This window comes from Cellulomonas sp. KRMCY2, from assembly GCF_000526515.1.
Classification (GTDB): Bacteria; Actinomycetota; Actinomycetes; order Actinomycetales; family Cellulomonadaceae; genus Actinotalea.
This window is the reverse complement of the sequence record NZ_JAGF01000001.1, coordinates 1199120-1224012: the sequence shown is the minus strand read 5'-3', so window position 1 is coordinate 1224012 and position 24893 is coordinate 1199120. Positions and strand designations below refer to the sequence as shown.

Annotated in this window: 29 protein-coding genes, 2 pseudogenes and 1 riboswitch; of the genes and pseudogenes, 13 read left to right on the top strand and 18 right to left on the bottom strand. The window is 70.1% G+C overall.

Features of this window, described 5'->3' with window-relative positions:
- Positions 1–7: 7 nt before the first annotated feature.
- The 3 genes from K415_RS0105950 to K415_RS0105940 form a co-directional block, all read right to left on the bottom strand.
- The gene (locus K415_RS0105950; protein WP_024286170.1) at positions 8–403 is read right to left on the bottom strand and encodes a type II toxin-antitoxin system VapC family toxin; all 396 of its coding nucleotides are present in this window, start codon (positions 401–403) and stop codon (positions 8–10) included.
- Positions 400–633 (bottom strand): hypothetical protein, encoded by a 234-nt coding sequence (locus K415_RS23880; protein WP_155859378.1) that lies wholly within the window; start codon positions 631–633, stop codon positions 400–402. The genes K415_RS0105950 and K415_RS23880 overlap by 4 nt, the downstream gene beginning before the upstream one ends.
- Positions 634–700: 67 nt before the next feature.
- Complete coding sequence (locus K415_RS0105940) at positions 701–1063, bottom strand: nucleotide pyrophosphohydrolase (RefSeq protein ID WP_024286169.1); 363 nt, start codon at positions 1061–1063, stop codon at positions 701–703.
- Positions 1064–1245: 182 nt separating this feature from the next.
- Between K415_RS0105940 and K415_RS0105935 the strand changes: the two genes are divergently transcribed.
- Positions 1246–3126 carry a DUF2075 domain-containing protein gene (locus K415_RS0105935; RefSeq protein WP_024286168.1) on the top strand — a complete coding sequence of 627 codons (1881 nt, stop codon included), beginning with the start codon at positions 1246–1248 and terminating at the stop codon, positions 3124–3126.
- 22 nt (positions 3127–3148) lie between these two features.
- On the opposite strand, the gene K415_RS0105930 is transcribed toward K415_RS0105935, so the two are convergent.
- Positions 3149–4039 carry an HNH endonuclease gene (locus tag K415_RS0105930; RefSeq protein WP_024286167.1) on the bottom strand — a complete coding sequence of 297 codons (891 nt, stop codon included), beginning with the start codon at positions 4037–4039 and terminating at the stop codon, positions 3149–3151.
- Between the two features lie 157 nt (positions 4040–4196).
- Between K415_RS0105930 and K415_RS25115 the strand changes: the two are divergent.
- Positions 4197–4583: pseudogene (locus K415_RS25115) on the top strand (contact-dependent growth inhibition system immunity protein); the annotation flags it as partial.
- Positions 4584–4674: 91 nt separating this feature from the next.
- Here K415_RS25115 and K415_RS21495 read toward each other — a convergent pair.
- Both K415_RS21495 and K415_RS25110 read right to left on the bottom strand, forming a co-directional pair.
- Complete coding sequence (locus tag K415_RS21495; RefSeq protein ID WP_024286165.1) at positions 4675–5625, bottom strand: endo alpha-1,4 polygalactosaminidase; 951 nt, start codon at positions 5623–5625, stop codon at positions 4675–4677.
- Positions 5626–5797: 172 nt separating this feature from the next.
- A complete protein-coding gene (locus K415_RS25110; protein WP_024286164.1) occupies positions 5798–6214 on the bottom strand; it encodes a DUF1524 domain-containing protein in 417 nt (138 codons plus the stop codon).
- Positions 6215–6420: 206 nt separating this feature from the next.
- Here K415_RS25110 and K415_RS23870 point away from each other — a divergent pair, with 206 nt between their 5' ends.
- Positions 6421–7212: a hypothetical protein gene (locus K415_RS23870; protein ID WP_155859376.1), complete on the top strand. Its 792-nt coding sequence runs from the start codon at positions 6421–6423 to the stop codon at positions 7210–7212.
- A gap of 622 nt (positions 7213–7834) precedes the next feature.
- Entirely contained in the window at positions 7835–8788 is a 954-nt protein-coding gene (locus tag K415_RS23325; protein WP_024286162.1) for an aminoglycoside phosphotransferase family protein, read from the top strand.
- A 116-nt stretch (positions 8789–8904) separates the two neighbouring features.
- On the opposite strand, the gene K415_RS0105900 is transcribed toward K415_RS23325, so the two are convergent.
- The 3 genes from K415_RS0105900 to K415_RS0105890 all read right to left on the bottom strand — a co-directional run bounded on the left by K415_RS0105900 (position 8905) and on the right by K415_RS0105890 (position 11435).
- On the bottom strand, positions 8905–10212 hold the full coding sequence (locus tag K415_RS0105900) for an ISL3 family transposase (RefSeq protein WP_024286161.1): 1308 nt from the start codon (positions 10210–10212) through the stop codon (positions 8905–8907).
- A 274-nt stretch (positions 10213–10486) separates the two neighbouring features.
- Positions 10487–10933 (bottom strand): nitroreductase family deazaflavin-dependent oxidoreductase, encoded by a 447-nt coding sequence (locus K415_RS0105895; protein WP_024286160.1) that lies wholly within the window; start codon positions 10931–10933, stop codon positions 10487–10489.
- Between the two features lie 61 nt (positions 10934–10994).
- Positions 10995–11435, bottom strand: coding sequence for a VOC family protein (locus tag K415_RS0105890; protein WP_024286159.1), 441 nt, complete (start codon positions 11433–11435; stop codon positions 10995–10997).
- A 208-nt stretch (positions 11436–11643) separates the two neighbouring features.
- On the opposite strand from K415_RS0105890, the gene K415_RS0105885 reads away from it, so the two are divergent.
- The 3 genes and pseudogenes from K415_RS0105885 to K415_RS25100 all read left to right on the top strand — a co-directional run bounded on the left by K415_RS0105885 (position 11644) and on the right by K415_RS25100 (position 13185).
- The gene (locus K415_RS0105885; RefSeq protein WP_024286158.1) at positions 11644–12051 is read left to right on the top strand and encodes a YciI family protein; all 408 of its coding nucleotides are present in this window, start codon (positions 11644–11646) and stop codon (positions 12049–12051) included.
- Positions 12000–12740, top strand: a pseudogene (locus tag K415_RS25105) (sigma-70 family RNA polymerase sigma factor); the annotation flags it as partial. The gene K415_RS0105885 and the pseudogene K415_RS25105, both read left to right, overlap by 52 nt.
- A 154-nt stretch (positions 12741–12894) precedes the next feature.
- Entirely contained in the window at positions 12895–13185 is a 291-nt protein-coding gene (locus K415_RS25100; RefSeq protein WP_369795285.1) for a hypothetical protein, read from the top strand.
- Positions 13186–13303: 118 nt separating this feature from the next.
- Here K415_RS25100 and K415_RS0105875 read toward each other — a convergent pair whose 3' ends face one another.
- The 3 genes from K415_RS0105875 to K415_RS0105865 are packed head-to-tail and all read right to left on the bottom strand — an operon-like array spanning position 13304 to position 15305.
- Positions 13304–13630 carry a hypothetical protein gene (locus tag K415_RS0105875; protein ID WP_024286157.1) on the bottom strand — a complete coding sequence of 109 codons (327 nt, stop codon included), beginning with the start codon at positions 13628–13630 and terminating at the stop codon, positions 13304–13306.
- Positions 13627–15000 carry an RNase A-like domain-containing protein gene (locus K415_RS22560; RefSeq protein WP_024286156.1) on the bottom strand — a complete coding sequence of 458 codons (1374 nt, stop codon included), beginning with the start codon at positions 14998–15000 and terminating at the stop codon, positions 13627–13629. Before K415_RS22560 ends, K415_RS0105875 begins: the two co-directional genes overlap by 4 nt.
- On the bottom strand, positions 14997–15305 hold the full coding sequence (locus K415_RS0105865; protein ID WP_024286155.1) for a hypothetical protein: 309 nt from the start codon (positions 15303–15305) through the stop codon (positions 14997–14999). The genes K415_RS22560 and K415_RS0105865 overlap by 4 nt, the downstream gene beginning before the upstream one ends.
- Before the next feature lie 175 nt (positions 15306–15480).
- Between K415_RS0105865 and K415_RS0105860 the strand changes: the two genes are divergently transcribed.
- From K415_RS0105860 to K415_RS0105850, 3 genes are all read left to right on the top strand, one after another.
- Positions 15481–15966, top strand: a complete 486-nt coding sequence (locus K415_RS0105860) for a glutathione peroxidase (RefSeq protein WP_024286154.1) — start codon at positions 15481–15483, stop codon at positions 15964–15966.
- 99 nt (positions 15967–16065) lie between these two features.
- A complete protein-coding gene (locus K415_RS0105855; protein ID WP_024286153.1) occupies positions 16066–16308 on the top strand; it encodes a helix-turn-helix domain-containing protein in 243 nt (80 codons plus the stop codon).
- Between the two features lies 1 nt (position 16309).
- On the top strand, positions 16310–16861 hold the full coding sequence (locus tag K415_RS0105850) for a Clp protease N-terminal domain-containing protein (protein ID WP_024286152.1): 552 nt from the start codon (positions 16310–16312) through the stop codon (positions 16859–16861).
- 37 nt (positions 16862–16898) lie between these two features.
- On the opposite strand, the gene K415_RS0105845 is transcribed toward K415_RS0105850, so the two are convergent.
- The 4 genes from K415_RS0105845 to K415_RS0105825 form a co-directional block, all read right to left on the bottom strand.
- Positions 16899–17540 (bottom strand): hypothetical protein, encoded by a 642-nt coding sequence (locus K415_RS0105845; protein ID WP_024286151.1) that lies wholly within the window; start codon positions 17538–17540, stop codon positions 16899–16901.
- Positions 17537–18637, bottom strand: a complete 1101-nt coding sequence (locus K415_RS25000; RefSeq protein ID WP_304412746.1) for an OmpA family protein — start codon at positions 18635–18637, stop codon at positions 17537–17539. Before K415_RS25000 ends, K415_RS0105845 begins: the two co-directional genes overlap by 4 nt.
- Positions 18638–18752: 115 nt before the next feature.
- Positions 18753–19100 (bottom strand): type II toxin-antitoxin system PemK/MazF family toxin, encoded by a 348-nt coding sequence (locus K415_RS0105835; RefSeq protein ID WP_024286149.1) that lies wholly within the window; start codon positions 19098–19100, stop codon positions 18753–18755.
- 150 nt (positions 19101–19250) lie between these two features.
- Positions 19251–20738, bottom strand: a complete 1488-nt coding sequence (locus K415_RS0105825) for a multidrug effflux MFS transporter (protein WP_024286148.1) — start codon at positions 20736–20738, stop codon at positions 19251–19253.
- Positions 20739–20904: 166 nt separating this feature from the next.
- On the opposite strand from K415_RS0105825, the gene K415_RS0105820 reads away from it, so the two are divergent.
- From K415_RS0105820 to K415_RS22550, 3 genes are read left to right on the top strand one after another with little or no spacing between them, the layout of a single operon-like run.
- Complete coding sequence (locus K415_RS0105820; RefSeq protein ID WP_024286147.1) at positions 20905–21450, top strand: hypothetical protein; 546 nt, start codon at positions 20905–20907, stop codon at positions 21448–21450.
- Positions 21422–22138, top strand: coding sequence for a DUF6318 family protein (locus K415_RS0105815; protein WP_369795189.1), 717 nt, complete (start codon positions 21422–21424; stop codon positions 22136–22138). The genes K415_RS0105820 and K415_RS0105815 overlap by 29 nt, the downstream gene beginning before the upstream one ends.
- A gap of 2 nt (positions 22139–22140) precedes the next feature.
- Positions 22141–23019 carry a PKD domain-containing protein gene (locus tag K415_RS22550; protein ID WP_051480417.1) on the top strand — a complete coding sequence of 293 codons (879 nt, stop codon included), beginning with the start codon at positions 22141–22143 and terminating at the stop codon, positions 23017–23019.
- An 80-nt stretch (positions 23020–23099) separates the two neighbouring features.
- Here K415_RS22550 and K415_RS0105805 read toward each other — a convergent pair whose 3' ends face one another.
- Positions 23100–23300 carry a BldC family transcriptional regulator gene (locus K415_RS0105805; protein ID WP_024286144.1) on the bottom strand — a complete coding sequence of 67 codons (201 nt, stop codon included), beginning with the start codon at positions 23298–23300 and terminating at the stop codon, positions 23100–23102.
- Between the two features lie 14 nt (positions 23301–23314).
- Positions 23315–23388: riboswitch (cyclic di-GMP riboswitch) on the bottom strand.
- Positions 23389–23544: 156 nt separating this feature from the next.
- The gene (locus K415_RS0105800; RefSeq protein WP_024286143.1) at positions 23545–24795 is read right to left on the bottom strand and encodes an ATP-binding protein; all 1251 of its coding nucleotides are present in this window, start codon (positions 24793–24795) and stop codon (positions 23545–23547) included.
- Positions 24796–24893: the final 98 nt, after the last annotated feature.

Sequence of the window (24893 nt, the reverse complement as noted above, 5' to 3'; positions counted from 1 at the left end):
GGGTCGCTCAGCGTGTCCAGTCCGCCAGGGTCAGGCCCGGGACTCGCGAGAACTCGGCGGTCTTGTGCGTGACGAGGACGAGGCCCCGCGCGACGGCCTGGCCGGCGATCAGGACGTCGAACGGTCCGATCGGCCGGCCCTCGCGGGCGAGGTGCGCGCGGATGCGGCCGGCCCCACGGGCGTCCTCGCGGGTCAGGTCGACCACGGGCAGGGCGATCTCGTCGATCAGGGCGGCGTTGTGCTCCGCCCGGTGGCTGCGGTGGGCACCGTAGTAGAGCTCGTGGAGCACAACGGCCGAGAGACCGACGTCCTGCGGGTCGCACTCCCGGAGCCGGGCCTCGACAGCTGAGCCGGGAGCCCGGAGGACGTCGACCAGCGCGTTGGTGTCCAGCAGATACTTCATCGGGGGAACAGATCCTCGCCGGGCGAGTGGTCAGGCATTGCCGTCGGCTCCAGGGCCGCCTCGATGACCTCCAGGTCGACGCCGCCCTGGGCCCGCAGCCGGTCGATCCAGGCCCAGTCCACGGTGACCGCCTCGATCACCAGGCTTGCGCCGACCCGACGGATCGTGGCCTCGTCGAGAAGATCTTGGTGCGCGGCATGAGTGGGCTCCGGTACGTAGCAATGATGCATAGCAAGCCTCGCACCGGGGTTGGGGGGCGTCAAGGGGTGTGGACTGTGCACCCGGTGAGTCGACGCTTCAGGCCTTCTCCGGCGCCGCCCCACGCACCTGATCCACCGGGAACCTCTCCCGCGCAGCGGCCTGCTTCGCCCGCGCCGCGTCCATGACGTCGATGCCGAGCACGTCGGCCAGCCGCAGCAGGTAGAGCAGCACGTCAGCGATCTCCTCGCCGGCCCGCGCGCGACGCGCCGGGTCGGCGAAGTGCGCGACGGCGCCGTCGGCCGGGATCCACTGGAAGAGCTCGGCGAGCTCACCCACCTCGCCGACCAGGGCGAGGACCAGCGACTTCGGGTCCTGGAACTGAGCCCAGTCGCGCGCGTGGGTGAACTCGCGCATCAGGCGGGTGAGCTCGTCGAGCTGGGGTTCGGGGGTCTGGGCCACGGCGCCACCATGGCACACCGCCCGGACACTCCGCGGCTCCGCCGGCCGAGCCCGATCAGCGCCGCGCTACTGTCCTCGGGACAGCGGTTCGACGGACTTCTGCCGCCGGCGTCGCCTGACGACGGCGCGGCAGACACGTCCCCTCCGCACGATTCATTCGTGCTGCCCAAGGGACGACGTCGGTGCATTCCATTCGATGGAGCGGTCAGTCGCTTGCCATCCTCTGCGACGGCGATGCCACGGAGCTCGAGCGTCAGATCGCCGAGCACCTCGTGAGCAACGGGCAGGGTCGTCCCGGCCTGAGCGAGCGACGGTCGTGGCGCAACAGCCTCCCGGTGCTGGCGCGCGACCTGCGCGACGCCGGGCTGAGTGGTGTCGAGGTGCTCGTCGAGCACCGGTTGCCGCTGAGCAGCAAGCGGGCCGACGTCGTGCTGGCGGGCGTCCACCCGAAGACCGGCCACCCCTCGTACGTCGTCGTCGAGCTCAAGCAGTGGAGCACCGCGCACCGCTGGGAAGACAGCGAGACCCTGGTCGACGTCGACGGCGCCCCGTACCGGCCGGTGCTGCACCCGTCGCTGCAGGTCGCCGGCTACGCGCAGTACATGCGGGACTTCGTCTCGGTCCTCGCCGAGCAGCCGGATGCGATCACCGGTGTCGCCTACCTGCACAACGCCACCGAGCACGGCGTCGGCGAGCTGCGTGACGGGCCTGCCGTGGCCGAGGCCCGGATGTTCACCGGTCAACGGCGAGGCGACCTCCAGGAGTACCTGCGCTCGCGGCTCGCGCCCGAGTCCGGCGTCGTGGCAGCCGATCGACTGCTCTCCTCGGCGATCGCACCGTCGAAGCAGCTGCTCAGGGTCGCCGCGAAGGAGATCCAGGATCGCGAGCAGTTCGTCCTCCTGGACGAGCAGCGCGTCGCGTACGAGCTGGTCCTCGCGGCGGTCGAGCAGGCCCGGCGCTCCGACCACAAGACGGTCGTCGTCGTGGCCGGCGGGCCGGGCAGCGGCAAGAGCGTGATCGCCCTGTCCCTGCTCGGCGAGCTCGCCCGGCAGGGACGCACAGTGCTGCACGCGACGGGCTCGAAGTCGTTCACGCACACCCTGCGACAGGTGGCAGGCAAGGGATCGGCCGAGGTCAAGTCGCTGTTCAAGTACTTCAACAGCTTCATGACCGCCGAGCCGAACAGCCTCGAAGTCCTGATCATGGATGAGGCGCACCGGCTGCGCTCGACGTCGGTGAACCGGTACACCGCGAAGGTGGTGCGGGAGCGCGCCCGGCCGCAGATCGAGGAGCTGATCGACGCCGCGCGCGTGCCCGTCTTCCTGCTCGACCAGTTCCAGGTCGTGCGGCCCGGCGAGATGGGCAGCGTCTCCGACATCGAGGCGCATGCGTCTGCGCGGGATCTGACCGTCCGGCACGTCGACCTCAACGCGCAGTACCGCTCCGGCGGCAGCGAGGCGTACCTGGACTGGGTGCTCCGCCTGCTCGGCCTGCGCGGCGACGGCCCGGTGGCCTGGCGCGACGAGCCGGACTTCACCGTCGACGTCGTCGACTCCCCGACGGAGCTGGAGTCGCGGCTGACGTCGGTGCTCAACCGCGGCTACGGCGCGCGCATGACGGCGGGGTACTGCTGGCCGTGGAGCGATCCCCGCTCCGACGGCTCGCTGGTCCCGGACGTGACGATCGGGGACTGGTCGCGGCCCTGGAACCTCAAGAGCGAGCGGTCGGTCGGCGGTGCGCCGCCCTCGTCCCTGTGGGCGACGGACCCGGCCGGCTTCGGACAGGTCGGCTGCGTCTACACGGCCCAGGGCTTCGAGTACGACTGGAACGGCGTCATCCTCGGGCACGACCTGGTGTGGCGTGACGATCGGTGGGTGGCGCAGCGACAGTTCACCAAGGACCCGGACTTCCGCAGCCGCACGACGGTGGACGACGCGACGTTCGACCGGCTGGTGCGGCACGTGTACAAGGTGCTCCTGACGCGCGGGATGATCGGGACGCTGGTGTACTCGCCGGATCGGGAGACGCGGGAGATGCTGCGGGGGGTTGTGAATCCGGGGTGACGGCGCACGGCTCCGCACAGCGTCACGCGGTCGTCGAGAACCGCTCCCACCGCCACGCCAACAGCTCCCGATCAGGCCGATCGGCGACCCGCACCGGCACCTCGAGCATCCGCCCGTGCATCTCCTGGATCCCGTGCTTGAGCATCGGCCCGTCGATCTCCTCGAGCACCTCGCGGTTGATCGACACCCGGTAGTCGGGACTCACGCCGAGCATGTTCTGGTCGTAGGCGGCGTGGTGGATCTTGCACAGGGCGAGCCCGTTCGGCGTCGTCGGCAGACCGCGTTCCTCGGTGTCCGGGACGATGTGCGCGGCGTCGAGCAGCGAGCCGTGGCGCAGCGAGCAGATGGCGCAGCGGGTCTCGTAGGCCAGAAGCACCCGCGTGCGGAACGCCGGCTGGTGCAGGCGCTGCTTGGCGAGGCGTCGGGCGTACTCGCGCTGGGGCTCGGCGAGCTCGCGGACATCACCCATGAATCGGAACGACTCGTCCAGCGCGATGATGAACGAGCTCTCCTCCGGGTAGTCGTCCACCACGTAGACCGGCATGACCGGCGTGTAGTAGTTGGGCGCCTCCTTGCGGAACAGGATGAGCGGCATCCCGGTCTCCATCGCAGTGCGCAGCTTGCGGTTGTCGCCGCCGAACGGGTCGCCCTTGCGGTAGGCGTAGTGGAGCAGACCGTCGTCGCTCTCGGTGTCGTCGTACGGACCGCTCGCCGAGGCGACGATCGACAGGGTCGACGAGAAGCCCTGCGGATTGCGGATGCCCCGCGAGAAGTCGATCAGCGGCAGCTCGCGTCCGCCGATCCGGAAGCTCAGGAGCTCGTGCCGGTGGAGGAACCCGCCATTGGCCCCCGCGCGCTCGCGGATCCAGTCCATGACCGCGACCCGGAGGGCGGCTTCGACGGCGTTGTCCATGTCCGAAGCTGATCAGCTCGGAGTGTCTGGGGCAAGGGTCCCCGCGGTGGGCGCTGCCGCATGGCGCATGTCCGGAGCACGCCGGGGTTGGGTTGTGGACAACCTCGATGGCCGCCATCGCCACTGCTAGACATGGCGCAGGTTCGGGCGACGGGGCGTGGTTGGAGGAGCGATTTCGTACCGCCGGCTCGTCGTGCGCGCGGCGACGAACGGGCCTGACGTGCGCACTCTCGCGTCCCAGCAGCCCGCCGACGGCCACCGCTCGCTGCAGGAGATCGACGGCGTGGACTGGGGCGACCCGCCGGCCGAGAGCACCTCGTTGATCCGTCGAGTCCACGCCCTACGGCGGGTCCCCATCGACGAGCTCGACATCGAGGGGCTCCGGACCCTCATCAGCCAGGGGATCGGGCTCGGCGTCCTCCTACCATGCGCACTGGTCGCCCTCGAGGCTGACCCTCTTGCCGGGGGTGACTTCTACGCGGGCGACCTGCTCGAGTCGGTCCTCAGGGTCGATCCTCAGGCTTGGGCCGACCGGCCGGACCTGCGCGAACGACTGCGGAGTCTCTTGCGGACGGTCGGCACCGGAGATGCGCGATTGGCGGATCTGGTCGAGCGGATGGCGGCGGCGGCGGCAGTCAGCGGCCACACGCCTCGTACGAGTACCCCGCCCGCCCGGCAGCAACCAGGTCCCGATCCCGAACGACCAGCAAGGTCGGGCGCCCCGCCGTCGCGCACACCTCCGCCACCGACCCGCTGGGGTCGTCCGTGTACTCGATGTCGATGACCCGCTCGCCGTACACGTCGGTGTAGGCCGAGCACTCGTCCCACCGGACGCACTCTTCGGCAACGGCCAAGTCGAAACCGACGACGTCGCGCCCGATCGTTCCGAGTTCCGCGGTGTTCTTCTGGGCGACGGCGAGGCCGAGGTCGTGTGCGACCTGGACCAGGTCTGTCGCGAGCAGGACCGTGTTCTCGCTGGTCAGCCGCCCGTCCGACCGCGTCCACGAGTCCAGGTTGTCGAGCTCGACGGCGGCGAACCCCGCCGTCGCGCACCGCGTGAGCTCCGTGGTCAGCTCATGCACGATGATGGCGCGCTGCTCGGGGGTCGAGGGGTCGAGCAGCATCTCGTCGGGCCAGCCGGGGTCCGCGACGGGACCGCCCCCGCCATCGAGCAGGACGACGCCCTGGGAGAGCCAGCGCTCGGACTGCCCGGGTTGGGTCTGGAAGGCGTTGATGTAGCAGATCCCGTAGGTGCCGGGTGCGGGGGAGTCGGTCGAGTCGCGCGCGACGACGCTGACGCCGGCCGGTGGTGGGTACGCACCGCCGAGCTGGTAGTCGACGGTCCCGGTCGTCGGGAGGTCCGCGCGCACGTCGGTGGGGGTCGATGTGGCGGCGTCGGCCGTGGGTGACGGTTCCGGCGGCTCTGTCGAGGTGCCCGACGGGGCCGGCGCAGCGATCCGGGGGGTCGGCGCGACCGTCCGCGACTCCGCAGGTGTCGGCGCGGCGGTCGACGTGCATCCTGCGAGCGCCGCGACGAGCGCCGTGCAGGTCCACGCGAGCCATCCGGGTCGTGCGAGGCGAGTCACCCAGGCACGGTACCCAGGTCGTGGCGTCGGCGGGCAGGAGTGTCGCGTGGGCTGGTGGTGGGGCGGAGCTGAACTGAACCACTTCGAGCGATCCGGGGCTGGGCGTCCTCTGTGCGTGGCACGTGGTGAAGGACGACGAGTTGCCCACCGCCCCGGCCGCAGGGTCGACCGACTACTCAACCGCGGACCAGCGGAGCGGCGTGCCTCCACCCGCCTTGACCTTCGCGACGCAACTGATCCAGTCGTCCCAGACGGCGAGGTCTGACGGCCGATCCCCCACCGAGTCGAGCATCAGGTCGGCCGCGAGTATGTCGATCGTGGCATCCTGCTGGGCGCCCTTCTGCCACGCGTCGGAGAGGGCGACGACGTGGTCGATCTGTACGTCGTTGCTGGTGTCCTGCACCCTGGTGAACTGGATGGTCGTCGCCGAGTACGGGTCGTTGAGCACGCCGGTCAGGACGACGCAGTCGTGTGTGCCGGGCTTGAAGGTCTGTGGTTCCAGGTCCCTCTCGAGCATGTCGTTGCGGGGGTCGCACCCGTTCCGGTCGACGTCGACCCAACCGTTTCCGAAGAGGTCCCGGGCTCGCACAGGTTGCGGCTGCGCCGAAAAGCCCCACCGTGGGGCGCACCTGGGTGAAGCGGCCTGCGAACCTCTCAGATGTGTTCTGATCTGCTGATACGTTCTGCTGCGTGACAACGCGCCGTGCCCTGCCGTTTGCTTCCCTGGCCCTCGTTGCCCTTGCCCTGGGGGCGTGCTCGCCGTCGGGTCCTGCGCCGATGGACTCCGGCGCTGACGTGAGCGCTTCTACTCCGCTGTCAGCGTGGGATGTGGCTGCGGGCACGTTGTGCTCGGACTTCCTGACCTTGGGGCTCGAGGAGCAGCGCGCTGTCGTTGTCGCCTTCCACGGGGGCGAGCCGGTGGAGGATTCGGAGTGGGCCACGCTCGGTGATTGGTGCGCAGCGAACAGCACCTCCCCAATCTCCGTCGCTGAGCCACAGGCGCGTTCCGCGGCCCGCCAGGCGGCCGCGGAGGCGGACCTGGCTGCGTCGCTCAAGCATGAGACGTACTCGGCGACGACCATCGGTGCCGATGGCTACTCGCAGACGCTGACCGTCATGGTCGGGCCAGTAATACCGTCGGACAGAGCTCCTCAATTGGCGTCCGAGTGGGCGTCGGTTGGAGGCGTGGGTGGCAACCCGTGCGCGGACGTGAACCCTGCGAACGACGGCGTGACGAACTACGTCATCAAGACCGAGACGGCTGGGTACGCGTTCGGAACGATGACGGTCGTGAACAACACGGTCGGGTTTGCTGCTGACGCGGTGTCCTACCAGTTCACGCGCGGGCCTAGCTCGGCGCTCGGGTTCGAGTTCTCGTCCGGGGCGGAGTGCGACGGGCTCAACTTCGGTGGCTACATCTTGAACCCGTCATGGGAGAGCGACACGTGGGGCCCAGTGCCGTTCGTGGTTGCGATCGACTCCTATCGTTCGCCGGCCCAACCGGACGGTGACGTGTCGCTGCTGGCGGACCCGGTCGAGCTCGCCTGGACGGACTTCACGTTCCCGCTCGTTGCTTGGACACCCTGAGCCCGGATCCGCCGGGGTGGGTTCGTGAGGGGCTGCGGTCCGGGTTTCGTGCGTGACCGGGTGTAGTGGCGCGCGGTGTTCGCCGGTGCGCCCGGCGTTTCCACTTCGGTGTCGTTCCTGGAAGCCGTTGGCGGTCAGGCTGACCCCAGCTCCACGGCCCCCGCTACGGCAGCGGCCGCGATGGTGGCCTCTCACCTCCATCCGAACAACAAGCGCCTCATGGCGCACCGTCACGTCATACAGCACCAGCGAGACGTCCCCGCTGGTGGCGGCGTGGGCGAAGCAGGCGGTCGCGATCTGGTCCCGGTACTGGCCCTGGTGGGCGCGGCGCAGGGTGCGTTTGCGAGTCGACAGGCTCGCCGAGACCCGCCCCAGGTCGGCCAGCACCCGGTCGACGTCCAGTAGCGAGGTCGGCTCCACGACCCGGGCGATCACCAGGTCCCGGAAGCAGTCATCGCCCACGACGTCGAAGCCGAGATCGTCGAAGACCCCCGCGAGGGTGTCGAACAGCAACCGGGAGGACGTGCGCAGCACCGTCGGCGCCGCCACCGCCCGCCGACGCGGCCCTGCTGACCGAGTATTTCGGTCGACACCTACCCCGCGTGCTGATGGAATCGGCACCGTGACTGGTCCGCTGCACGATGACGAGTTGCTGATCGACCTGAATCTCGTCCGGGCTCTCGTTGACCGTGCCCTACCCGAATACGCATCACTACCGCTGAGTCGGCTGGGTGCTTCGGGTTCAAGCAATGCGCTCTTTCGACTCGGCGATGGACTCCTCATCCGACTTCCTCGACAGCCTGGTGGATCCGCGAGCATCGAGAAGGAAGCGCGTTGGCTGCCGCTCATAGGGCCACTGCTTCCAGTATCGGTGCCTGAGGTTGTCGCCGTAGGCGAGCCGGGTCTGGGCTATCCCGAGCGGTGGTCCGTTGTGCGCTGGCTCGATGGCGATGTCCCCGCGGTTGCCGAATCCGCGTCGCACGTCGGCCCAATGCGCCTTGGCCTGGCGCGCGACCTTGCCGCTGTGGTCACTGCGTTGCACGACATCGACGTGCCTCAGAGCGCTGTCGCTGATCCGCAGCTTCGCTGGTACCGCGGCGCCCCGCTCGAGTCCATGGATGTCACAACCCGTCGATATATTGCGGAATGCCGGGGCATCTCGGGTCTGGACTTGGACCTCGAAGCCGCACTCCAGGTATGGGAAGAGGCAATAGCGCTTCCCGAGCCGGTTTCATGGTCGGAGCCGCGGTGGTACCACGGGGACTTGGTGGCCGAGAACCTGCTGGTGCGCGGTGGTCGCCTCGCCGCGGTGTTGGACTTTGGAGCACTGGCGGTTGGCGATCCGACGGTCGACCTCATCGTTGCGTGGGACGTTCTTGACCCTGCCTCGCGCGATGTGTTCCGTCGTGCCGTCGGGGTTGACGAAACGACGTGGCTGCGGGGACGGGCGTGGGCGCTCTCGTTGGCCCTGGGGACCTTTCCGTACTACTGGAGCACCATGACGGTTCGATGCGCCAGCAGGCTCGCTGTAGTGCGGTCGGTACTTGCCGACGCAGTCTCAACCCCAGGTGCCTGACGTGGTTCGATGAGCAGGGGCAACAGGCCGATTGGGCGGCGCCCTTGGGGCTTGTCGAGGGAGTTATGCACCATCACGGACGACATGGCCGTCGTCCGTCCTGACTTGGGGGCTCTTCACAATCGAGGGTGTAGTCGGGGTCTGAAGCCGCCCGTCTCCAGCAGGGATCGGGCGATGTAGTTGGTCAAGTTGCGGAAGCCGAGGGCGGAGCCGCGCAGGTGTTCCAGGCGGCCGTTGACGGCCTCGGTGGGGCCGTTGCTGGTGCCCGGGCGGTCGAAGTACGCCAGCACGTCGGCGGCGCGCCTATTCAGGGTCCGCCCGAGGGTGATGACTTCGCACAACGCGCCGGGGACGCCATGGCTGAGCGAGTCGATCAATCTGGTCATCAGCGTCCGGCCTCGGGTCCGGTCGGGATCTCGGTAGGCAGCGATCATCTGCTGGTAGACACCCCACGTGGCCTCCACCTGAACGTGCTGCTCGTCGGTGAACAGATTGTTCAGGCGTGCGGACTGCTCGTCGGTCAACAGGTCCGCTCCGGTGTGCAGGGTCCGCCGAGCTCGGTAGAGCGGGTCGTTCTTGCGGCCGCGCTGGCCGTGGATGTCGTTCTGGACGCGGCGACGGCACCGGTCCAGCACGTCGCCGGCGAGCCGCACGACATGGAAGGGATCCATCACCGTGACAGCGTCGGGCAGCTCTTCGGTGGTGGCGGTCTTGAACCCGGTGAACCCGTCCATCGCCACCACCTCGATCGCGTCGCGCCAGGCCTGTGGCCGCTCGGCCAGCCAAGTCATGAACACCCGCTTCGAGCGACCCTCGACCATGTCCAGCAGCCGCGCGGGCCCGATTCCGGCCCGCACATCGGTCAGGTCGATGATCACGGTGACGTACTTGTCGCCGCGGCGGGTGTGCCGCCAGCAGTGCTCATCCACACCGAGCACCAGCACGCCGTCGTAGCGGGCCGGGTCGTCGATCAGGACCCGCTGGCCCTCGGCCAGCACCGCGTCGTTGGCGGTGTTCCACGACACCGCCAGACCCTCGGCCACCCGGGCCACGGTCAGGTGCTGCACCACGATCCCTTCCAGCGCCCACCGCAGCCCGCGCCGGGACAACTTCGAGCGCGGCTCGGCCGCTCGGCTGGTGTCCTGACGCCACACGTGCCCGCAGCCGCTGCACCGGTAGCGGCGGACCGCGACCTCCAGCACCGTGGGTCGCCAGCCCAGCGGCTCGTGCGCCAGCCGTCGCACCACACTGTCCCGGGCCCTGCCCTGGCAGCCGCAGCGCCGGCACCACCGGTCCGCCTCGACGACCCGGCAGGCCAGTACCGCCCGTTCGGGCTCCAAGCGCTGCCCGACCACTTGCAGTCCAAGCTCGTCCAAGCGGGCGAAGGTGGTCAGGTCCGGGCGAGCGAAGGTAGCGTCAAGCACGTCGAGGTCTTCCAGGTGAGCGGCGTAGGAACCCTCATCATCGGAAGTCCTCGACCTCTACCCGCGGATCGCCACGCCCACGCGCGTCGATCACCCAGTCCAAGATCACATGACAGGTGCGACACCCTCAGACTGCGATGAGCCCGTAGTGCGCCTGCGGCACCCAGATGCTCTCCTCAGTCGAATCCGAGGGTTCCCGAATCGCGATCGGCTCGCGGGACCACCGCCTGCGAACTTCTTGACGCAAGGCACAGGAGAGCGGCGCAGGGTCGGGTCAGTCCTGGGGAGTGAGCAGGACGATCGGGATCACGCGGTCGGTCTTCTGCGCGTACTCGTCGTACAGCGGGAACATGCGCGCCATCTGGGGCCAGAGGGCCTCGCGCTCGTCCAAGGACGCGATACGGGCTCGGGCGGTGAACCGTCGAGTGCCGACCTGAACCCCGGCGCTCGGGTCCGCCTGCAGGTTCTTGAACCAGTCCGGGTCCTGGTCGGCGCCGCCCTTGGAGGCGACGACGACGAAGTCGTCCCCTGAGGTGCCGTAGATCAGACAGGTGCGGCGTGGCTGGCCGGTCCTGCGTCCTGTCGCGGCGAGCACGAGCGTGTATACGCCGTTCGACTCGTGTCCCTCGGTTCCGCCCGAGGCGAGATACGTGCGGGTCTGCTGGGCGACCCAGTCCCACGTCGAGTCGGTTGCATGGTCGAGATCGTCGGCGACGGCCATGGCGGCGGTCCTTTCGGGGTGCGGGTGGTAGTGGTCGACTGCGAACCAGGATCGTGTCGCCTCAGCCGAGCTTCTCGGCCAACGCAACGATGATGCCCTCGGGTCCGCGGACGTAGCAGAGCCGGTAGCTGTCCTCGTACTGCGCCACTTCTCCGACAAGTTCGGCGCCACGGGCCCGCAGGCCCGCGACCGTGGCGTCGATGTCGTCGACGGCGAACATGATGCTACGCAGGCCCAGGGTGTTGCCCAGTGCGTCCGCCGGCTCGGCACTGATCACCGTCGGGGTGTGGAACTTCGTCAGCTCGAGCCGGCCGTGGCCGTCCGGGGTCCGCATCATCGCAATGTCGACCCGGACGCCGTCGAGCCCGTTGACCCGGTCCACCCACTTCCCCTGGACCGGCGCCTGGCCCTCGAGTTCCATACCGAGGTCGACGAAGAACGTCTTGGCCGCCTCAAGGTCGTCGACGACGACGCCCACGTGGTCCATCCGCTGAATTGACATCGTGGTTCTCCGTCTCCCTGCGCGACCTGTCATGGCCGCTCGTACACCTAGGACGGATCCGGTGCCCCGTTCTCGACACCCGTGGGGTGCCGACCGCAACGAGGTTCGAGAATCAGGTGCGCCGCGAAGTGTCGAGAATGTGGGGTCGGCTCCGTCCCAGCACCACGAGCGGCCGCGACGAGCCGCGCTGACGACGAAGGAGATCGACATGAAGTACCTGCTGCTCAAGCACTACCGAGGTGGTCCGACCCCCGCCGTCGACTTCCCGCCGATGGATCGGTGGACGCCGGAGGAGGTCGACGCGCACGTGCAGTTCATGCACGACTTCGCGGCACGGCTGCAGGTGACGGGTGAGTTCGTCGACACCCAGGCCTTGGCGGCCGAGGGCACGTTCGTGCGCTCCGACGGCGAGGGGCGCCCACCGGTGACCGACGGGCCATTCGCCGAGACCAAGGACCTCATCGCCGGCTGGTACGTCATCGACGTGGAGTCCTGGGACCGCGCGGTCCAACTGGCCGCGGAGCTCTCCGCCGCTCCCGGGCCCGGCGGGAAGCCGATCCACGAGTGGCTCGAGGTCCGACCCTTCTACGCCGAGTCGCCCACGGTCACCGAGTGACCGAGCCACTGCTGCGGGAGCTCGTGCCCGCTGTGATCGGTGTCCTCCGCCGGCGCGGAGCCGACTTCGCGTCGGCGGAGGACGCCGTGCAGGAGGCCCTCATCCGGGCGCTGGAGGCCTGGCCGGACGACCCGCCCCGCGACCCCAAGGCATGGTTGGTCACGGTCGCGTGGCGCAAGTTCCTCGACGCAACCCGTTCCGAGGCGTCCCGGCGAGAGCGAGAACGCGCCGCGGAGATCGAGCCTCCTGCCGGTGCAGTGCCCGCGGTGGACGACACGTTGCGGCTCTACTTCCTGTGCACGCACCCGACCCTGCCCCGCAACTCGGCCGTCGCGCTAACGCTGCGCGCGGTCGGTGGCCTGACCACGCGGCAGATCGCGACGGCCTACCTCGTCCCCGAGGCGACGATGGCCCAACGGATCAGCCGAGCCAAACGGCGGATCGAGGGCCTCCAGGTCGACCGGGCCGGCGATCTCGGGACGGTGCTGCGGGTGCTCTACCTCGTCTTCAACGAGGGATACGGCGGAGACGTCGACCTGGCGTCCGAGGCGATCCGCCTCACCCGCCAGCTCGTCGCCCTGACCGACGAGCCCGAGGTCGCGGGGCTGCTCGCGCTCATGCTGCTGCACCATGCGCGTCGCGCTTCTCGCACCGGCCCGGGAGGTCGCCTCGTGCCGCTCGGCGAGCAGGACCGAACGTGCTGGGACACCGGCCTGATCGCCGAGGGCGTGGAGATCCTTCAGACCGCGCTGGCCCGCGACCAGCTGGGCGAGTACCAAGCGCAGGCCGCGATCGCCGCCCTGCACGCGGACGCCCGGAGCCGAGACCGACTGGGTGCAGATCGTGGAGTGGTACGACGAACTGTTGCTGCTCACCGCCAGCCCGGTGGTGCGGCTCAACCGCGCCGTGGCGGTCGGGGAGGCCCACGGACCGCGGGCAGGCCTGGCGGCGCTGGTCGAGGTGAGCCCCGACCTGCCCCGTTACGCGGCGGTGACGGCATACCTGCACGAACGTGCCGGCGACCTTGAACGCGCCGCCGCGCTGTACGCCGAAGCCTCCCGCGCCGCCACCAGCGTCCCCGAGCGCGACCACCTCACCCGTAAAGCCGCGCAGGTGCGGCAAATGCTGCGTTGAGTCGTGAGATCGGCAGCGTGATCGGCAGGATGCCGTCCCGTCAGGAATCCTTTGCGGTCGCGTCGAAGAAGATCACATGGCCGGCGCTACACCCTCATCTGTGATGAGCCCTCAAAGCTCAGTCTCGGCCCATTCGAGCGGCAGCCAGCGTGACCAGCGCTTCGCGGACCTGGACCAGCCAACTCCGAGCAGCTCCGGACCCTGTTGGGACGAAGTAGCTCCCGTGGCGGATGAGCCAGTTCTCAAGCTCGACGTCGGACAGGCGAAGTGCTTCCAGGACGACGATTTGCCCGATGCCCTCGAAGACTCGGCCGAGGCGTCCCTCAGCCCCGAACTGGCGCACGAGCGACATCTCGTCCCCGCCCTCAGCGTCGAGTTCCCAATCCTGGTGCAGGCACCCACCGAGGAATCCCTCAAAAGCCAGGCTCTCGCTCATCATGATCACTCCGGGTAGGCTGTCTGGATCCGGATCCCACCGGGAAATCCGGGTTCGGCACGAAGTATCACGCGCACCGCATGACTCACCACTGGCACGGTCGCACCCGGCCTGAGCACTGTACCGACAGGGTTGGCGTCGATTCCGGTGAAGACCGAATCCGTCGGCGCGGCGCCACGAGCCAGCCAGGCTGAGATCGCGGGCCGATTGGCCTCGAGGACCTTTGCTATGGCCGCGTCCGCAATCTCGCGGTTGGTGAATGACGAGACCGCGGGCACACGCGAGGTCGCCAATCGGTCAGCCAGGTCCTCGGCCGTGAGGCCCACATGCTTGGACAGGGTGTGCCCTCCGGCCGCCTCATGCACGAGGAGTCCCTCGAACCTGAGCGCGGCCATGGCAGGCGCATCGGCTGCCGAGGCGACACCAACCATGTCGGCCGTTTCCGCGACCTCATCAACCACCCGCGTGGCCGCGACGCCGAGCCTGCCCGACTTCGCCGCGAGCCCGACGCCGGCAGTCGCCACACTCATCGCGATGTCGGGCGCCATCCGCCCCCACCACCGACCGGGGTTGTCCCGCAGGGTCCGTACGTCCAGCAGCGTCTCGGCGGTGCCGACGGGGTCGTCGACGAGCTGGCCCGGGATGGCGTACATGGCGGCGGCCATCTCCCGGGCGTCGGTGGCGTACCCGACCGGGTCGACGAACGCACGGTAGGCGTTGAACGTCGCCACGAGTCCGGGGATCCCGCTGACCCAGTCTCCGAGCCCGCCGAGGAACTGGTCGGCGTGCCACCGACCGTCGGGCAGCCCCGCGGACAGCTCGTCGAGGATCTCCTGGGCCGCGTGCGCGGAGGCTGTGACCTCGTTGCGGGCGCCCGTCAGGATCTGCTCGGCACGCACCTTGGTCGCGGCGCCGGCGATCGGGTCAGGGACCGGGTCGGCGACCGACGGCCGGGTCATGATCGCCACAGCAGAGGTGCCCAGGGGCCGTTGGCTCGCGCGGACCCCGAGGGTCGGCGCGCCGATGCGGCGTGGTGCGGCGGTGGTCGCGGCGCAACCGCGGTCCCACAGGTCGATGGCGACCTGGGCACGGCTCTGGCCCCACTCCAGGCGATCGGCGTGGACGCGCAGGACGGCCACGGCGATCGCGTAGACCTGCGCCACCCCGCGCAGACCCTCGGTCAGGGTCTGCCGGCGGGCGGCGTACGCGTCGGCGGCGTCCCCGATCCACGCCTCGACGATCCGGTGCTCGACGTCGGCGGCGGCGTCCTCCAGCGCGCCGGCGCGCGCCTCGAGCTCGTCGGCGTCACCACGCAGCGCCGCGAGCGACCCGGAGACGAGCACGGTCGGGTCGCAGGTGCTGCCCAAGCCCCCGATCACCAGTCACCCGGGGGTGCGAGGTTGACCGAGGCAGCCCAGTCGCACTCCTCGTAGCCGTCGGCCTTGCCGCGCAGCGACTGCCCGGTGGTGACGACCTCCTGGCCCAGGCCCTCGACCAGGTATCCGAACCGGTCGGCGAACCGCCCGCCCGCACCGGTCAGACCGCCATGGCCCCAGCGGTCCCGCGCACCGAGCACCTCACGGCGCCCGGACGCCTCGACGCCATCGCCCACACCGAGCAACGCACTGCCCGTCGCCCTCAGGTCGTCGGTGTCGACCTCGAACAGGCTGCCATCAGCCCCCATGTCGCCCCCTTGCGTTGCAAACCGGGACATTCCTACCATTGCGACGACGGAGAACGCCGGGACTCGACCCTGCCTGTGGACAACCGCCATCCCGGCGACCCACCGCGAGGTCGACGACCCGCACCGGGACTACCAGCGCCGGGACTACCCGCGCCGCCCGCGGTGTTCCCCCGAGATGAACCTCGACGACATCCCCCTGACCACCATCGACGGCGAGCCCACCTCGCTCGCCGCCTACGCCGACCAGGTCAAGCTGATCGTGAACGTGGCCTCCCGCTGCGGGCTCGCCCCGCAGTACACGAAGCTCGAGGAGCTGCAGCGGACCTACGGCGAGCGCGGCTTCACGGTGCTGGGCTTCCCGAGCAACCAGTTCCTCCAGGAGCTGAGCAGCGCCGAGGCGATCAAGGAGTTCTGCTCGCTCACCTACGGGGTGACGTTCCCGATGTTCGAGAAGGTCAAGGTCAACGGGCGCTCGCAGCACCCGCTCTACGCCGAGCTGACCAAGACGCCGGACGCCCACGGCAAGGCGGGCAAGGTCACCTGGAACTTCGAGAAGTTCCTGGTCACGCCCGAGGGCACGGTGCACCGCTTCCGGCCGAAGACCGAGCCCGATGCCCCGGAGATCGTGCAGCTGATCGAGGCCTCGCTGCCGGTTGGCTAGCTGGTCGGACGCGCCACCAGCCTCTCGCCCGCGCGCCGGCGGCCGGCCGCCCGTCAAGACATCTTGACGAGCGAGAAGCAGTCAAGTTATCTTGACGGCATGGGTACCTCAGAGCGCAGCTCGGTCGCCTCGCTGCTCGACCCGGCGGTCGGGGACGATCCGACCGCCGGCCTGCGCGCGGTCCGCTCGCTGCGAGCGCTGAGCGACCGGTTCGAGACGCTGCACGTCGCCCGAGCCCGCGAGCTCGGCTGGTCGTGGCAGCAGATCGCCGACGCGCTCGGGGTGTCCAGGCAGGCAGTCCACCAGAAGCACCACGGCCGCACATCACCCGGGAGGGATTGACATGTTCGAGAGGTTCAGCAGGGAGGCCCGCGGCGTCGTCGTCGGAGCACAGGTGGAGGCTCGGCGGCTCCAGACCGGCGCGATCGGGTACGAGCACCTGCTCCTCGCCGTCGCACGGTCCGACGGTCCGCACGGCCGACTCCTGCGCGACATCGGCATCGTGCCGGAGCACATCGAGGCCGCGCTGCGGCCGGGCGACGATCTCGACCCCGACGCGCTCGCTGCCGTCGGCATCGACCTCGACACCGTCCGGGAGCAAGCGGATCGGGTCTTCGGAGCCGGTGCGTTCGACGCCGCAGCACCCGCCGACCCGGCCCGTCGCCACGGCCGCGCCCGCGGGCACATCCCGTTCACCAAGCCCGCGAAGAAGACCCTCGAGCTCGCCCTGCGCGAGGCGATCCGGCTCGGCGACAAGACCATCGACGTCGGGCACATCCTGCTCGCGATCGAGCGGGTCGACCGGGACGAGCGGCCGAGCATCCTGGCGCGCGCCGGTGTTGACCCCGCCGCGTTCCGTTCCGCCGTCGAAGCCCTGCGCGCCGAGGCCGCCTGACTGCCCCGGTCGGAGCCGGCGCCCGAGCCCCGTCCGGTCAGTCGCGCGTGACCGGCAGGTTCTCGACCAGGGGGAACCCGGGGACCTCGAGCGACACCGTCGTCGTGCCCTCCCCGAGCGGCAGGAAGGTCGCCGAGAGCAGCTGGCCCTCCCGCGACATCTGCAGGGGCGCCGCGGAGCAGGTGCAGAAGGAGCCGTCCTTGTCCGGGTCGACCGGCACGGCCAGGAACGGCTGAAGGCGGGCGTCCTCCTGCGGGACGACGAGCGCGACGTCGCGGACGTCCCGGGTCAGCGGGCTCAGGCTGTTGAACGCGAAGAGCGAGATCAGCGGGTCCGAGTCGTCGACGTTCGTGAGGGTGAAGCGCACGACGGTGCTGGCCTGCCCTGCGTGGACGTCGGTGACCTCGATCGACGCCGGGAACGGGTGGGCCGGGTCGCGCACTGCGCCCGTGGCGGACCCGAGCACCTCGGTGGTCCCGACGTCGCCCGTGAAGAGCGCCTGGGCGATCTCGGCCCTGGTCCAGTCCTCGGGCTCAGCCTCTGGGGTCGCCGAGCCCGTCGGCCCGGCGGCCCCGGACGGGTCGGGGGTCGACGGCTCGTCTCCTCGGGTCAGCAGGAAGGCGACCAGGCCCAGGACGACGACAGTGACGACGACCGTGGCTGCGACCAGCTTCTTCACGAGTCCCCCTGGACGCTGTACACCACGGTGACGCGGCGGTTCTGCTGCTTGCCCTCGTCGGTGCCGTTGTCGGCGCCCGGTTCGTTCTCGCCCTCGCCGATCGCGGTGAAGGTCACCGCAGCCCCGCCCGTCTGCTGCAGGACCGCCGTCACGGAGGCGGCGCGCTGCTCCGAGAGCGTCTGGTTCGACGCGTCGGAACCGTCGGAGTCGGTGTGGCCGGTCACGACGACCTCGCCCTCCCCGCGGGCGGCGATGTCAGCCGCGACACCCGCCAGGACATCCTGGGCGGCAGGGGAGAGCTCGGCGGAGCCGGTCGCGAAGAGAACGTTCGCGTCCAGCGTCGTGGCGACCTGTTCGGGCGACTCCTCCGTCACCGAGGTTCCCTCTGCGTCGCCGGAGCGGCGCACCAGCGTGAAGGTGCGCGAGAGCCGGTCGGCGCCGGCCAGGTCCGCCGCCGACGGGATCGCGGGCCAGCCCTCGCCGAGGAGCGGTCCGGGCTCGTCGCCCACCGGCTCGAGCGGACCCTCCTCGACCGGGATGTCGCCGACGGCAGTGCCCCAGGGCATCACGACCTGCACGGTCGTGACCTCCGGCGGCAGCTCCGGGAAGATCGCGTAGCCCACCCGCAGGTCACCGACGTTGCCGTCGAGGTCCGGCGTCGACGACGCGAAGGTGGTCTCGGCGTCGAACAGCGGCCAGTACGCCGCCAGCCCATCGGCGTCGATCAGCCGCAGGTCGACGCCCGTGTTGGTCTTGTAGGGGAACGACGAGTTCGGGAAGGCCATCGAGCCCCGGAACGTCGACACGTCCGCTCCACCTGCGCCGCCGACGGAGTAGTACAGGACGGTGCCGCCGTCGATCCGGCGCACCCCGTGCACGAAGCCCCGGATCTCCTGGTTCGTGTCGTCCATGAACTGGTGGTAGACGAAGCTGCCCAGGATCGGCGTCTCCTGCCCGTCGACCATGACCTGCCCTCGGGGCACCGACTCGCGGTCGTCGGTCCCTGCGGCGGCCTGACCGACGCCGACCAGCAGCACACCGGCGACAGCCAGTGTCCCGACGCGCATCAACGGAGAACGGGCAGGAGCTGACTTCATCGGGACGACCCTCCAGGTCACGTCGTGAGCTTCTGTCTCGACGGGCCCAGGGCCGCTCGGGACCATAGCAGTGCACGCCGACGAGGAGGACGCGGCGACCACGACGGTGCGCGGCTCACAGCCCGAGGAAGTCCCGCAGGTACACGTCGATGTCGGCCAGCGTCGCGTCGTCGACCAGTCCTGCCACACCGACGAGCCGGTCCCGGGCGATCGTGCGCACCTGTTCGGTCATCGCCCAGCTCGGTCGGTCGAGTCCGTGCGCCCCACGCAGCGCCACGTGGTTCGGCCAGCCACGCCCCACCATCGTGACCGGCAGGACCACGACCAGCGACGTCACGGCGTCGAGGTAGCCCTCGGACGCGACGACGAGGACGGGACGCCGTCCGGTCTGCTCGCGTCCGCGCGTCGGGCTCAGGCCTGCCCAGGCGACCGATCCGCGCCAGAGCCGCCGGTCGTCCGCCATCAGGCGCGGGGCGTCGTGGGGTCGTCGACTCCGTCGCCGGGCCAGGTCCGGAGGTCCAGCTCGTCGAACGCGGCCGCTTCTTCCGCGAAGGTGGCCAGGTGCTCAGGGATGCTGCGCGCCATCGCCTCGCGGACGGCGGCGAGGCGCTGCTCACGCAGCCAGGTCTCGAACAGCTGCTCGACGAAGCTTCCGGCCGTGATGCCCCGGCGTCGCGCCTCGGCGTTGAGCCGGTCGCGGATCGCCGAGTCGAGCTTGATGGTGGTCATGGTCACAGAGCAAGTATACGACGCGTATACGACGCCGCGCGAGTGTCAGACGGGGCTCCGCAACCGCAGGCTCGACGTCGTCCATCTCGATCGGGATCGCGCCTCCGGCGGTCCGCCACATCCGCGAGACCACGAGCAGCAGCCCGGCGGACACCAGGACCATGGCGAGCATCACGCCCGCCATCGACACCGCCGTCTGCCCGAACAGGCCGGTGATCGGTGCGACGGCCGCCCCGACGCCGAACTGCAGGGAGCCGAGCAGGGCCGCCGCACTGCCGGCGCGGTGCCCGTTGGCGGCGAGCGCGATCGCCGGGACGGCCGGGAAGACGAAGCCGACGGTCAGGAGCGTCGCCATCAGGAAGATCACCAGCGGCACGAGTCCGCCGCCGGCCAGGGCGACGGCGAGCAGCCCACCGGCCAGCACCACCCCGGCGTCGACCGCGACGACGAGGATCCGCTCGGGCGAGATCCGGCCGATCAGGGCACCGTTGACCTGGCTGCCCGCGGTGACCGCGAGCGCGCCGCCGCCGAACACCAGCCCGAACTCCTGCGCACTGAGCGCGAACCCGTCCTGGAACACGAACGTCGAGGACGCGACGTAGGTGAACAGGGCGGCGAAGTAGAAGCTCGACACGAGCGCGAGCAGCATGAAGCCGCGGTCGGTCAGCAGGCCGACGTAGGACCGCACGGCCGCGCGGGTGCCACCGACCCGACGCCGCTCGACGGGCAGCGACTCGGGCAGGACGAACAGGACCAGGGCCAGCAGCAGCACGCCGAACCCGGCGAGGAAGGCGAACATCAGCCGCCATGAGCCGACCATCAGCAGCTGGGCGCCGAGCGTCGGCGCGATGATCGGTGCCACGCCGACGACGAGCATCAGCCGCGCGATGACCTTGCCCATGGACACGCCGTCGTACGTGTCGCGGACGATCGCCATCGACACGACCATGCCGGCCGCGGCCGAGAAGCCCTGGACGAACCGCAGGACGGCGAGCACCTCGACCGAGGGCGTCGCGATGATCGCCAGCGACGCCAGGACGTAGACGCCCAGCGCGACGGCGAGCGGCGCACGACGGCCGAACGCGTCGGACACCGAGCCGATGAGGAGCTGACCCAGCGCCAGGCCGGCCAGGGTCGCGGTGATCGTCAGCTGCACGCGGGCCGGGCTCGTGGCGAGCTCGGCGGTGATCTGCGGGAACGCGGCCAGGTACAGGTCGATGGTCAGCGGCCCGATGGCGACCAGCGCCGAGACGAGCAGGACGAACGAGGCGCTGATGCGCGCAGCGCGGGGTGCCTGGCCGGTGGGGTGCTCGCCGCCCTCGAGGGTGGTGCTTCTGCTGCCCTCGCGGAGGGCGGATGCCGACTGGTTCATGTCGGACGAACCACACCACGGGGGTCGGACATTCCCGGCATCCCAGGGAGTGGAACGCTCGGCGCGTGCCGACGTCGTGCAGCCGGTGGTGTCGCGAGCCGACGGCGCGGTGTGATGATCTCTCGACGGTCTCCGCAGGTGGGGCCGCTGGACGCAAGGAGATGACGTGGCTGCCGCACCTCGGACCGTCCGACTGCTGGCCGGCCCGTTCCTCGCCGTCGTCGCCGGGCTGTTCGTCGGGGTGCTCGCCGGTTGGGCGGCCGTCGCGGTGCTCGTCGGACTGACGCGGGACGACTCGCCGTGGGGCGACCTCGCCGGAGTCGTCCTCGGCCTGATGGTCGGCGCGGTGGTCGGCGTCGTCGTGTGGGTGATCGGCCTGGTCGTCGCGGCCCGGCGCCAGTTCCCGCGCGGACGTCGCGGCGGCGCCGTCGGACTCACCATGGCGGCCGCGGCCACGGTCGTCGTTGGACTGACGTTGCTCGTCGAGGCGCTCGACGTCGGCGATGCCGGTGGGGCGCTGGGGTTCGAGCGCAGGGTGCTCGTCGCGCTCCTGGCCGTGGCCGCGAGCAGCGCGATGTTCCCGCTGTGGGACCGGTTCGGTGGGGCGCGGCACGAGGCGCCGACGGTGGTGGTGACCGAGGTCGCTGACGTGCCCGGCGTTCCTGGCGTGGTTGGCGTGGCCGATGACGAGAGTGGCCGTCCGGCTGGCTGAGGGGCTCGGGCGGTGCGTCGGTTGTCCACAGAATCGGCGTTCCGGTCCCGTGAGCGGGCCGTGCGTTGTACGGTGCGTGACCATGACGCGGGGGGCGAAGTGCGCAGGTTTGTCGGCATCTGTTGTGGTGATGATCGCGTTCGTCGGGGGCTGCGCGGCGGATCCGGCGCCCTCGCCAGTACCACCGGCATCGACTGCCCCCGCGACCCCCTCGACTGAGCCGACACCAGATCCTGCCGTCGAGGCTGCGTCGGTCCCCGAACGGCCGGCGGAGATGGAGCGCGTCGATGAGATCGGTGCGGCTGCCGCAGCGGACTACTTCCTGAGCCTCTACCAGTACGCGCTGACGTCGGGTGACCTCACCGAGTGGGATGCCGTCTCCGCCCAGGACTGCAGCTTCTGCATCAACGTCCGTTCCGACGTCACGGCGGTCTATGCCGCAGGCGGCCACTACGCGGGAGGAGAGCTCAGCAGCTCGACCGCGCGGGTCGTTGGCTACGAGGAGACCCTGGGCGTCTACGCCGTCGAGTTCGAGTTCTCCGTCGCGGCCAGCACCCAGGTAGGGAGCGATGGTTCGGTGGTCCGCGAGATCCCGGCAGAGTCCGGCTTCCTCATCCTCGATGTCCTGCCCGCGGCCGAGGGGTGGGTGCTCCTGACTGGTGACGCCCGCGATGAGTCGGTGATGTGAGCATGGGAACCACTGGTCGCCGCGTTCGGGTCGCTGCCATCGTCGCCTTCGCCTGCGTGGTACCCAACACGATGGCGTGGGCGAGTACGGACGGCGACGAGCCGGGAGGCCTCACCTCGAGGGCTGACGGGTCGAGCGTTGTCGTCACCGACTCGCAGACCTCGGGCTCGGAGGAACCCGGGACAACCACCCAAGCCAGTGTGGCGATCACCTACGAGTACCGCCGTGTCCCGCTGCCCCGGTGTGGTGAGCTGGACCCGCTGGCTGTCGACCGCCAGTGCATCGATGACCTTGGTGTGGCACAGGTGTGCGCGGACGGCAGCGTGCCGCTGGCGCCCCTGCAGCGCCGGGAGGTCGACCCGGTCACCGGTGCCGGGCTCAGCCCGTGGAGCCGGGTCGATCCTGGTGGCTGCCAGGACGGGACCGATCTGGTCGTCCTGTCGGTCGAGGAGTTCCGGCGTCTGCCGCTGACCGCCTCGACCCCGCAGTACCAGCCGGACGACGGTCGCGGCCTGGTCAACAAGGACCTGATCGTGTACGCCGACCCGGCCCCGCAGACCCTGGCCACCACGGTCCTCGGCGTCCCGGTCGCGGTCCGCGCGACGCCGGTGGCGTTCGCGTGGGACTTCGGTGACGGGTCGGAACCGCTGGTCACGACCGACCCCGGTGCGCCCTACCCGAACCACACCGTGAGCTACCCGTACCGGCAGGCCGGGGAGTTCGCCGTGCAGCTGGTCACCACGTGGCAGGGTCAGTACCAGGTCAACGGTGCCGGGCCCTGGTACCCGGTGGCCGGCACGGCCGCGACGACATCAGTGCCGTTCACCGCCCAGGTCTTCGAGGCGCACGCCCACCTGGTCGCCGACGATCTCGGCTCCTGACCCCGGATCTGCCGGCAGAAGGTGCATCAGCGCGCCGGCAGAACATGCACCAGCGCGGCTCCGGTGCCTCAGCCAAGGGCTCAGCGCGGCTGCGCGGGAACCGCACCCAGGAGGCCGCGGACCTCGGACTCGATGTACCGGCGGTGCCCGCCCAAGGTCCGCACCGAGGTGATCTTGCCGCTGTTCGCCCACCGGGTCACGGTCTTGGGGTCCACCCGGAACAGGGTCGCCACCTCGCCCGGAGTCAACAGGGACCTCGTCGTCCAGGGTGCGGTCTGCATGGTCAATCCCATCGTTCGGTAGCTGGGCGGCCCGTCTGGGCCCCTGGCTTTGCGTCCCCGCATTCCGGCGGGTTTGCCCTTGTCGCTGACGTGAGGTGCGTCCCGATCATCTCGGCGCTACCTCAAATGACCTATCGGCGACAAACCGGACATCCTTGAGGAGCAACGAGTGTGACCTGCGTCACAGTCTGTGCGGACCGTGGGGTGCCGGCCGTCTGGTGCGAGCGGACCAGTCCGCTTGGCCCTAGGGACCGAGGGCCCCGAGCGGGACCACGCTGACACCGTCCGGTCGGGTGTAGCCAAGACCCGAGGGCGTGATCACAGCCAGGAAGGCCGGGGTACCGGACCTGCTCGTGTCGATGCGATCTCGGAACCGCAGAAGGTTCCGGGCCGCATCCTCGATCTGTCCCGCCCCGAGCTTGACCTCGGCGGCCCCCCAGCGACCGTCGTCGGTCGAGACGATGGCGTCGACCTCGAGGCCGGTGCTGTCGCGGTAGTGCAGGACCTCGCCCCCGTGGGCCTGTGCGTAGACACGCAGGTCCCGCACGACGAGCGACTCGAAGAGCAGGCCGAGGCTGTTGAGGTCGGCGAGCAGCCGTTCTGAGGTCGCGCCGAGCGCCGCGGCTGCCAGCGACGGGTCGACGAAGTGACGCTTCGGGGTCTTGCGCAGGGTCGCCGACGAGCGCAGGTGCGTCGACCAGGCCGGCTGGTCCTCGACGACCATGAGGCGCTGGAGCACGTCGAGGTACTCGTCGACCGTGTTGCGAGCGAGCGGCTCGCCGTCCTGGCCGCTGTCCCGGGTCAGTGTGGCCAGGGACGCCTCGGTCGCGGTGTTCCGGGCCAGGGAGGCGATCACGCGCCCCACCCGTCGCGGATCCCGCCGCCCTCTGACGACGCGATCGATGTCGACCTCGCGGATCGTGGTGAGGTAGTCCCGGAGAACGCGGGTGGCCTCTGCGGGCGCGGCACCCTGCAGGCCCGGCCAGCCGCCGATGAGCAGCCGCTCGATGATGTCTGCGAGAGCGAGGTCCGGGCCCGAAGCCGCCACCCGATTCCCGGCGAGCAGGTCGCCGAGGCGGAGCGCACCGGTGGAGTGCCCGGTCTCGAAGAGCGACATCGGACGCATGCGGATCCGGGCAAAGCGGCCTGCCCCGGAGTGCCGTCGTGCGTCGTCGTCGGGAGTGGCGGAGCCGGTCAGGATGAACTGGCCCGGCTGATGGCGGTCGTCCACGGCCCGTCGTACGTGGTTCCACAGCTCCGGCTGGACCTGCCACTCGTCAAGGAGCTGCGGGGGCCGTCCGTCGAGCAGCAGTGAGGGGTCCACGGCCATCGCCGGGGCGACACGCGCGTCGGTGTCGACGCGGAGCTCGCTCGCCGCGACGCGACGAGCGGTCTCCGTCTTGCCGCAGGCTCTCGGACCCTCGATGACGACAGCGCCGACCGCAGCGAGCAGGCGAGTCAGCTCGGCGTCGACCAGCCGGGGGCGGTACTCCATGCTCGGGCTCCTCGACGGCCGTGCGTTGAGCAGATCGTAGGCGATCTGCTGATCAAATTGTAGGCCGTCCACTGAGCAGATTGTAGGTCATCCGCTGA

Coding starts and splice junctions, on each gene's coding strand:
- K415_RS0105835 (WP_024286149.1), bottom strand. CDS start 19,100: ATGGCGGACGACCGGCGGCTCTGGCGCGGATCGGTCGCCTGGGCAGGC.
- K415_RS0105950 (WP_024286170.1), bottom strand. CDS start 403: ATGAAGTATCTGCTGGACACCAACGCGCTGGTCGACGTCCTCCGGGCT.
- K415_RS0105855 (WP_024286153.1), top strand. CDS start 16,066: ATGGGTACCTCAGAGCGCAGCTCGGTCGCCTCGCTGCTCGACCCGGCG.
- K415_RS25000 (WP_304412746.1), bottom strand. CDS start 18,637: ATGAAGTCAGCTCCTGCCCGTTCTCCGTTGATGCGCGTCGGGACACTG.
- K415_RS0105860 (WP_024286154.1), top strand. CDS start 15,481: ATGAACCTCGACGACATCCCCCTGACCACCATCGACGGCGAGCCCACC.
- K415_RS0105890 (WP_024286159.1), bottom strand. CDS start 11,435: ATGTCAATTCAGCGGATGGACCACGTGGGCGTCGTCGTCGACGACCTT.
- K415_RS0105865 (WP_024286155.1), bottom strand. CDS start 15,305: ATGGGGGCTGATGGCAGCCTGTTCGAGGTCGACACCGACGACCTGAGG.
- K415_RS0105825 (WP_024286148.1), bottom strand. CDS start 20,738: ATGAACCAGTCGGCATCCGCCCTCCGCGAGGGCAGCAGAAGCACCACC.
- K415_RS0105800 (WP_024286143.1), bottom strand. CDS start 24,795: ATGGAGTACCGCCCCCGGCTGGTCGACGCCGAGCTGACTCGCCTGCTC.
- K415_RS0105850 (WP_024286152.1), top strand. CDS start 16,310: ATGTTCGAGAGGTTCAGCAGGGAGGCCCGCGGCGTCGTCGTCGGAGCA.
- K415_RS0105805 (WP_024286144.1), bottom strand. CDS start 23,300: ATGCAGACCGCACCCTGGACGACGAGGTCCCTGTTGACTCCGGGCGAG.
- K415_RS0105885 (WP_024286158.1), top strand. CDS start 11,644: ATGAAGTACCTGCTGCTCAAGCACTACCGAGGTGGTCCGACCCCCGCC.
- K415_RS0105895 (WP_024286160.1), bottom strand. CDS start 10,933: ATGGCCGTCGCCGACGATCTCGACCATGCAACCGACTCGACGTGGGAC.
- K415_RS0105815 (WP_369795189.1), top strand. CDS start 21,422: ATGACGAGAGTGGCCGTCCGGCTGGCTGAGGGGCTCGGGCGGTGCGTC.
- K415_RS0105930 (WP_024286167.1), bottom strand. CDS start 4,039: ATGGACAACGCCGTCGAAGCCGCCCTCCGGGTCGCGGTCATGGACTGG.
- K415_RS23880 (WP_155859378.1), bottom strand. CDS start 633: ATGCATCATTGCTACGTACCGGAGCCCACTCATGCCGCGCACCAAGAT.
- K415_RS22550 (WP_051480417.1), top strand. CDS start 22,141: ATGGGAACCACTGGTCGCCGCGTTCGGGTCGCTGCCATCGTCGCCTTC.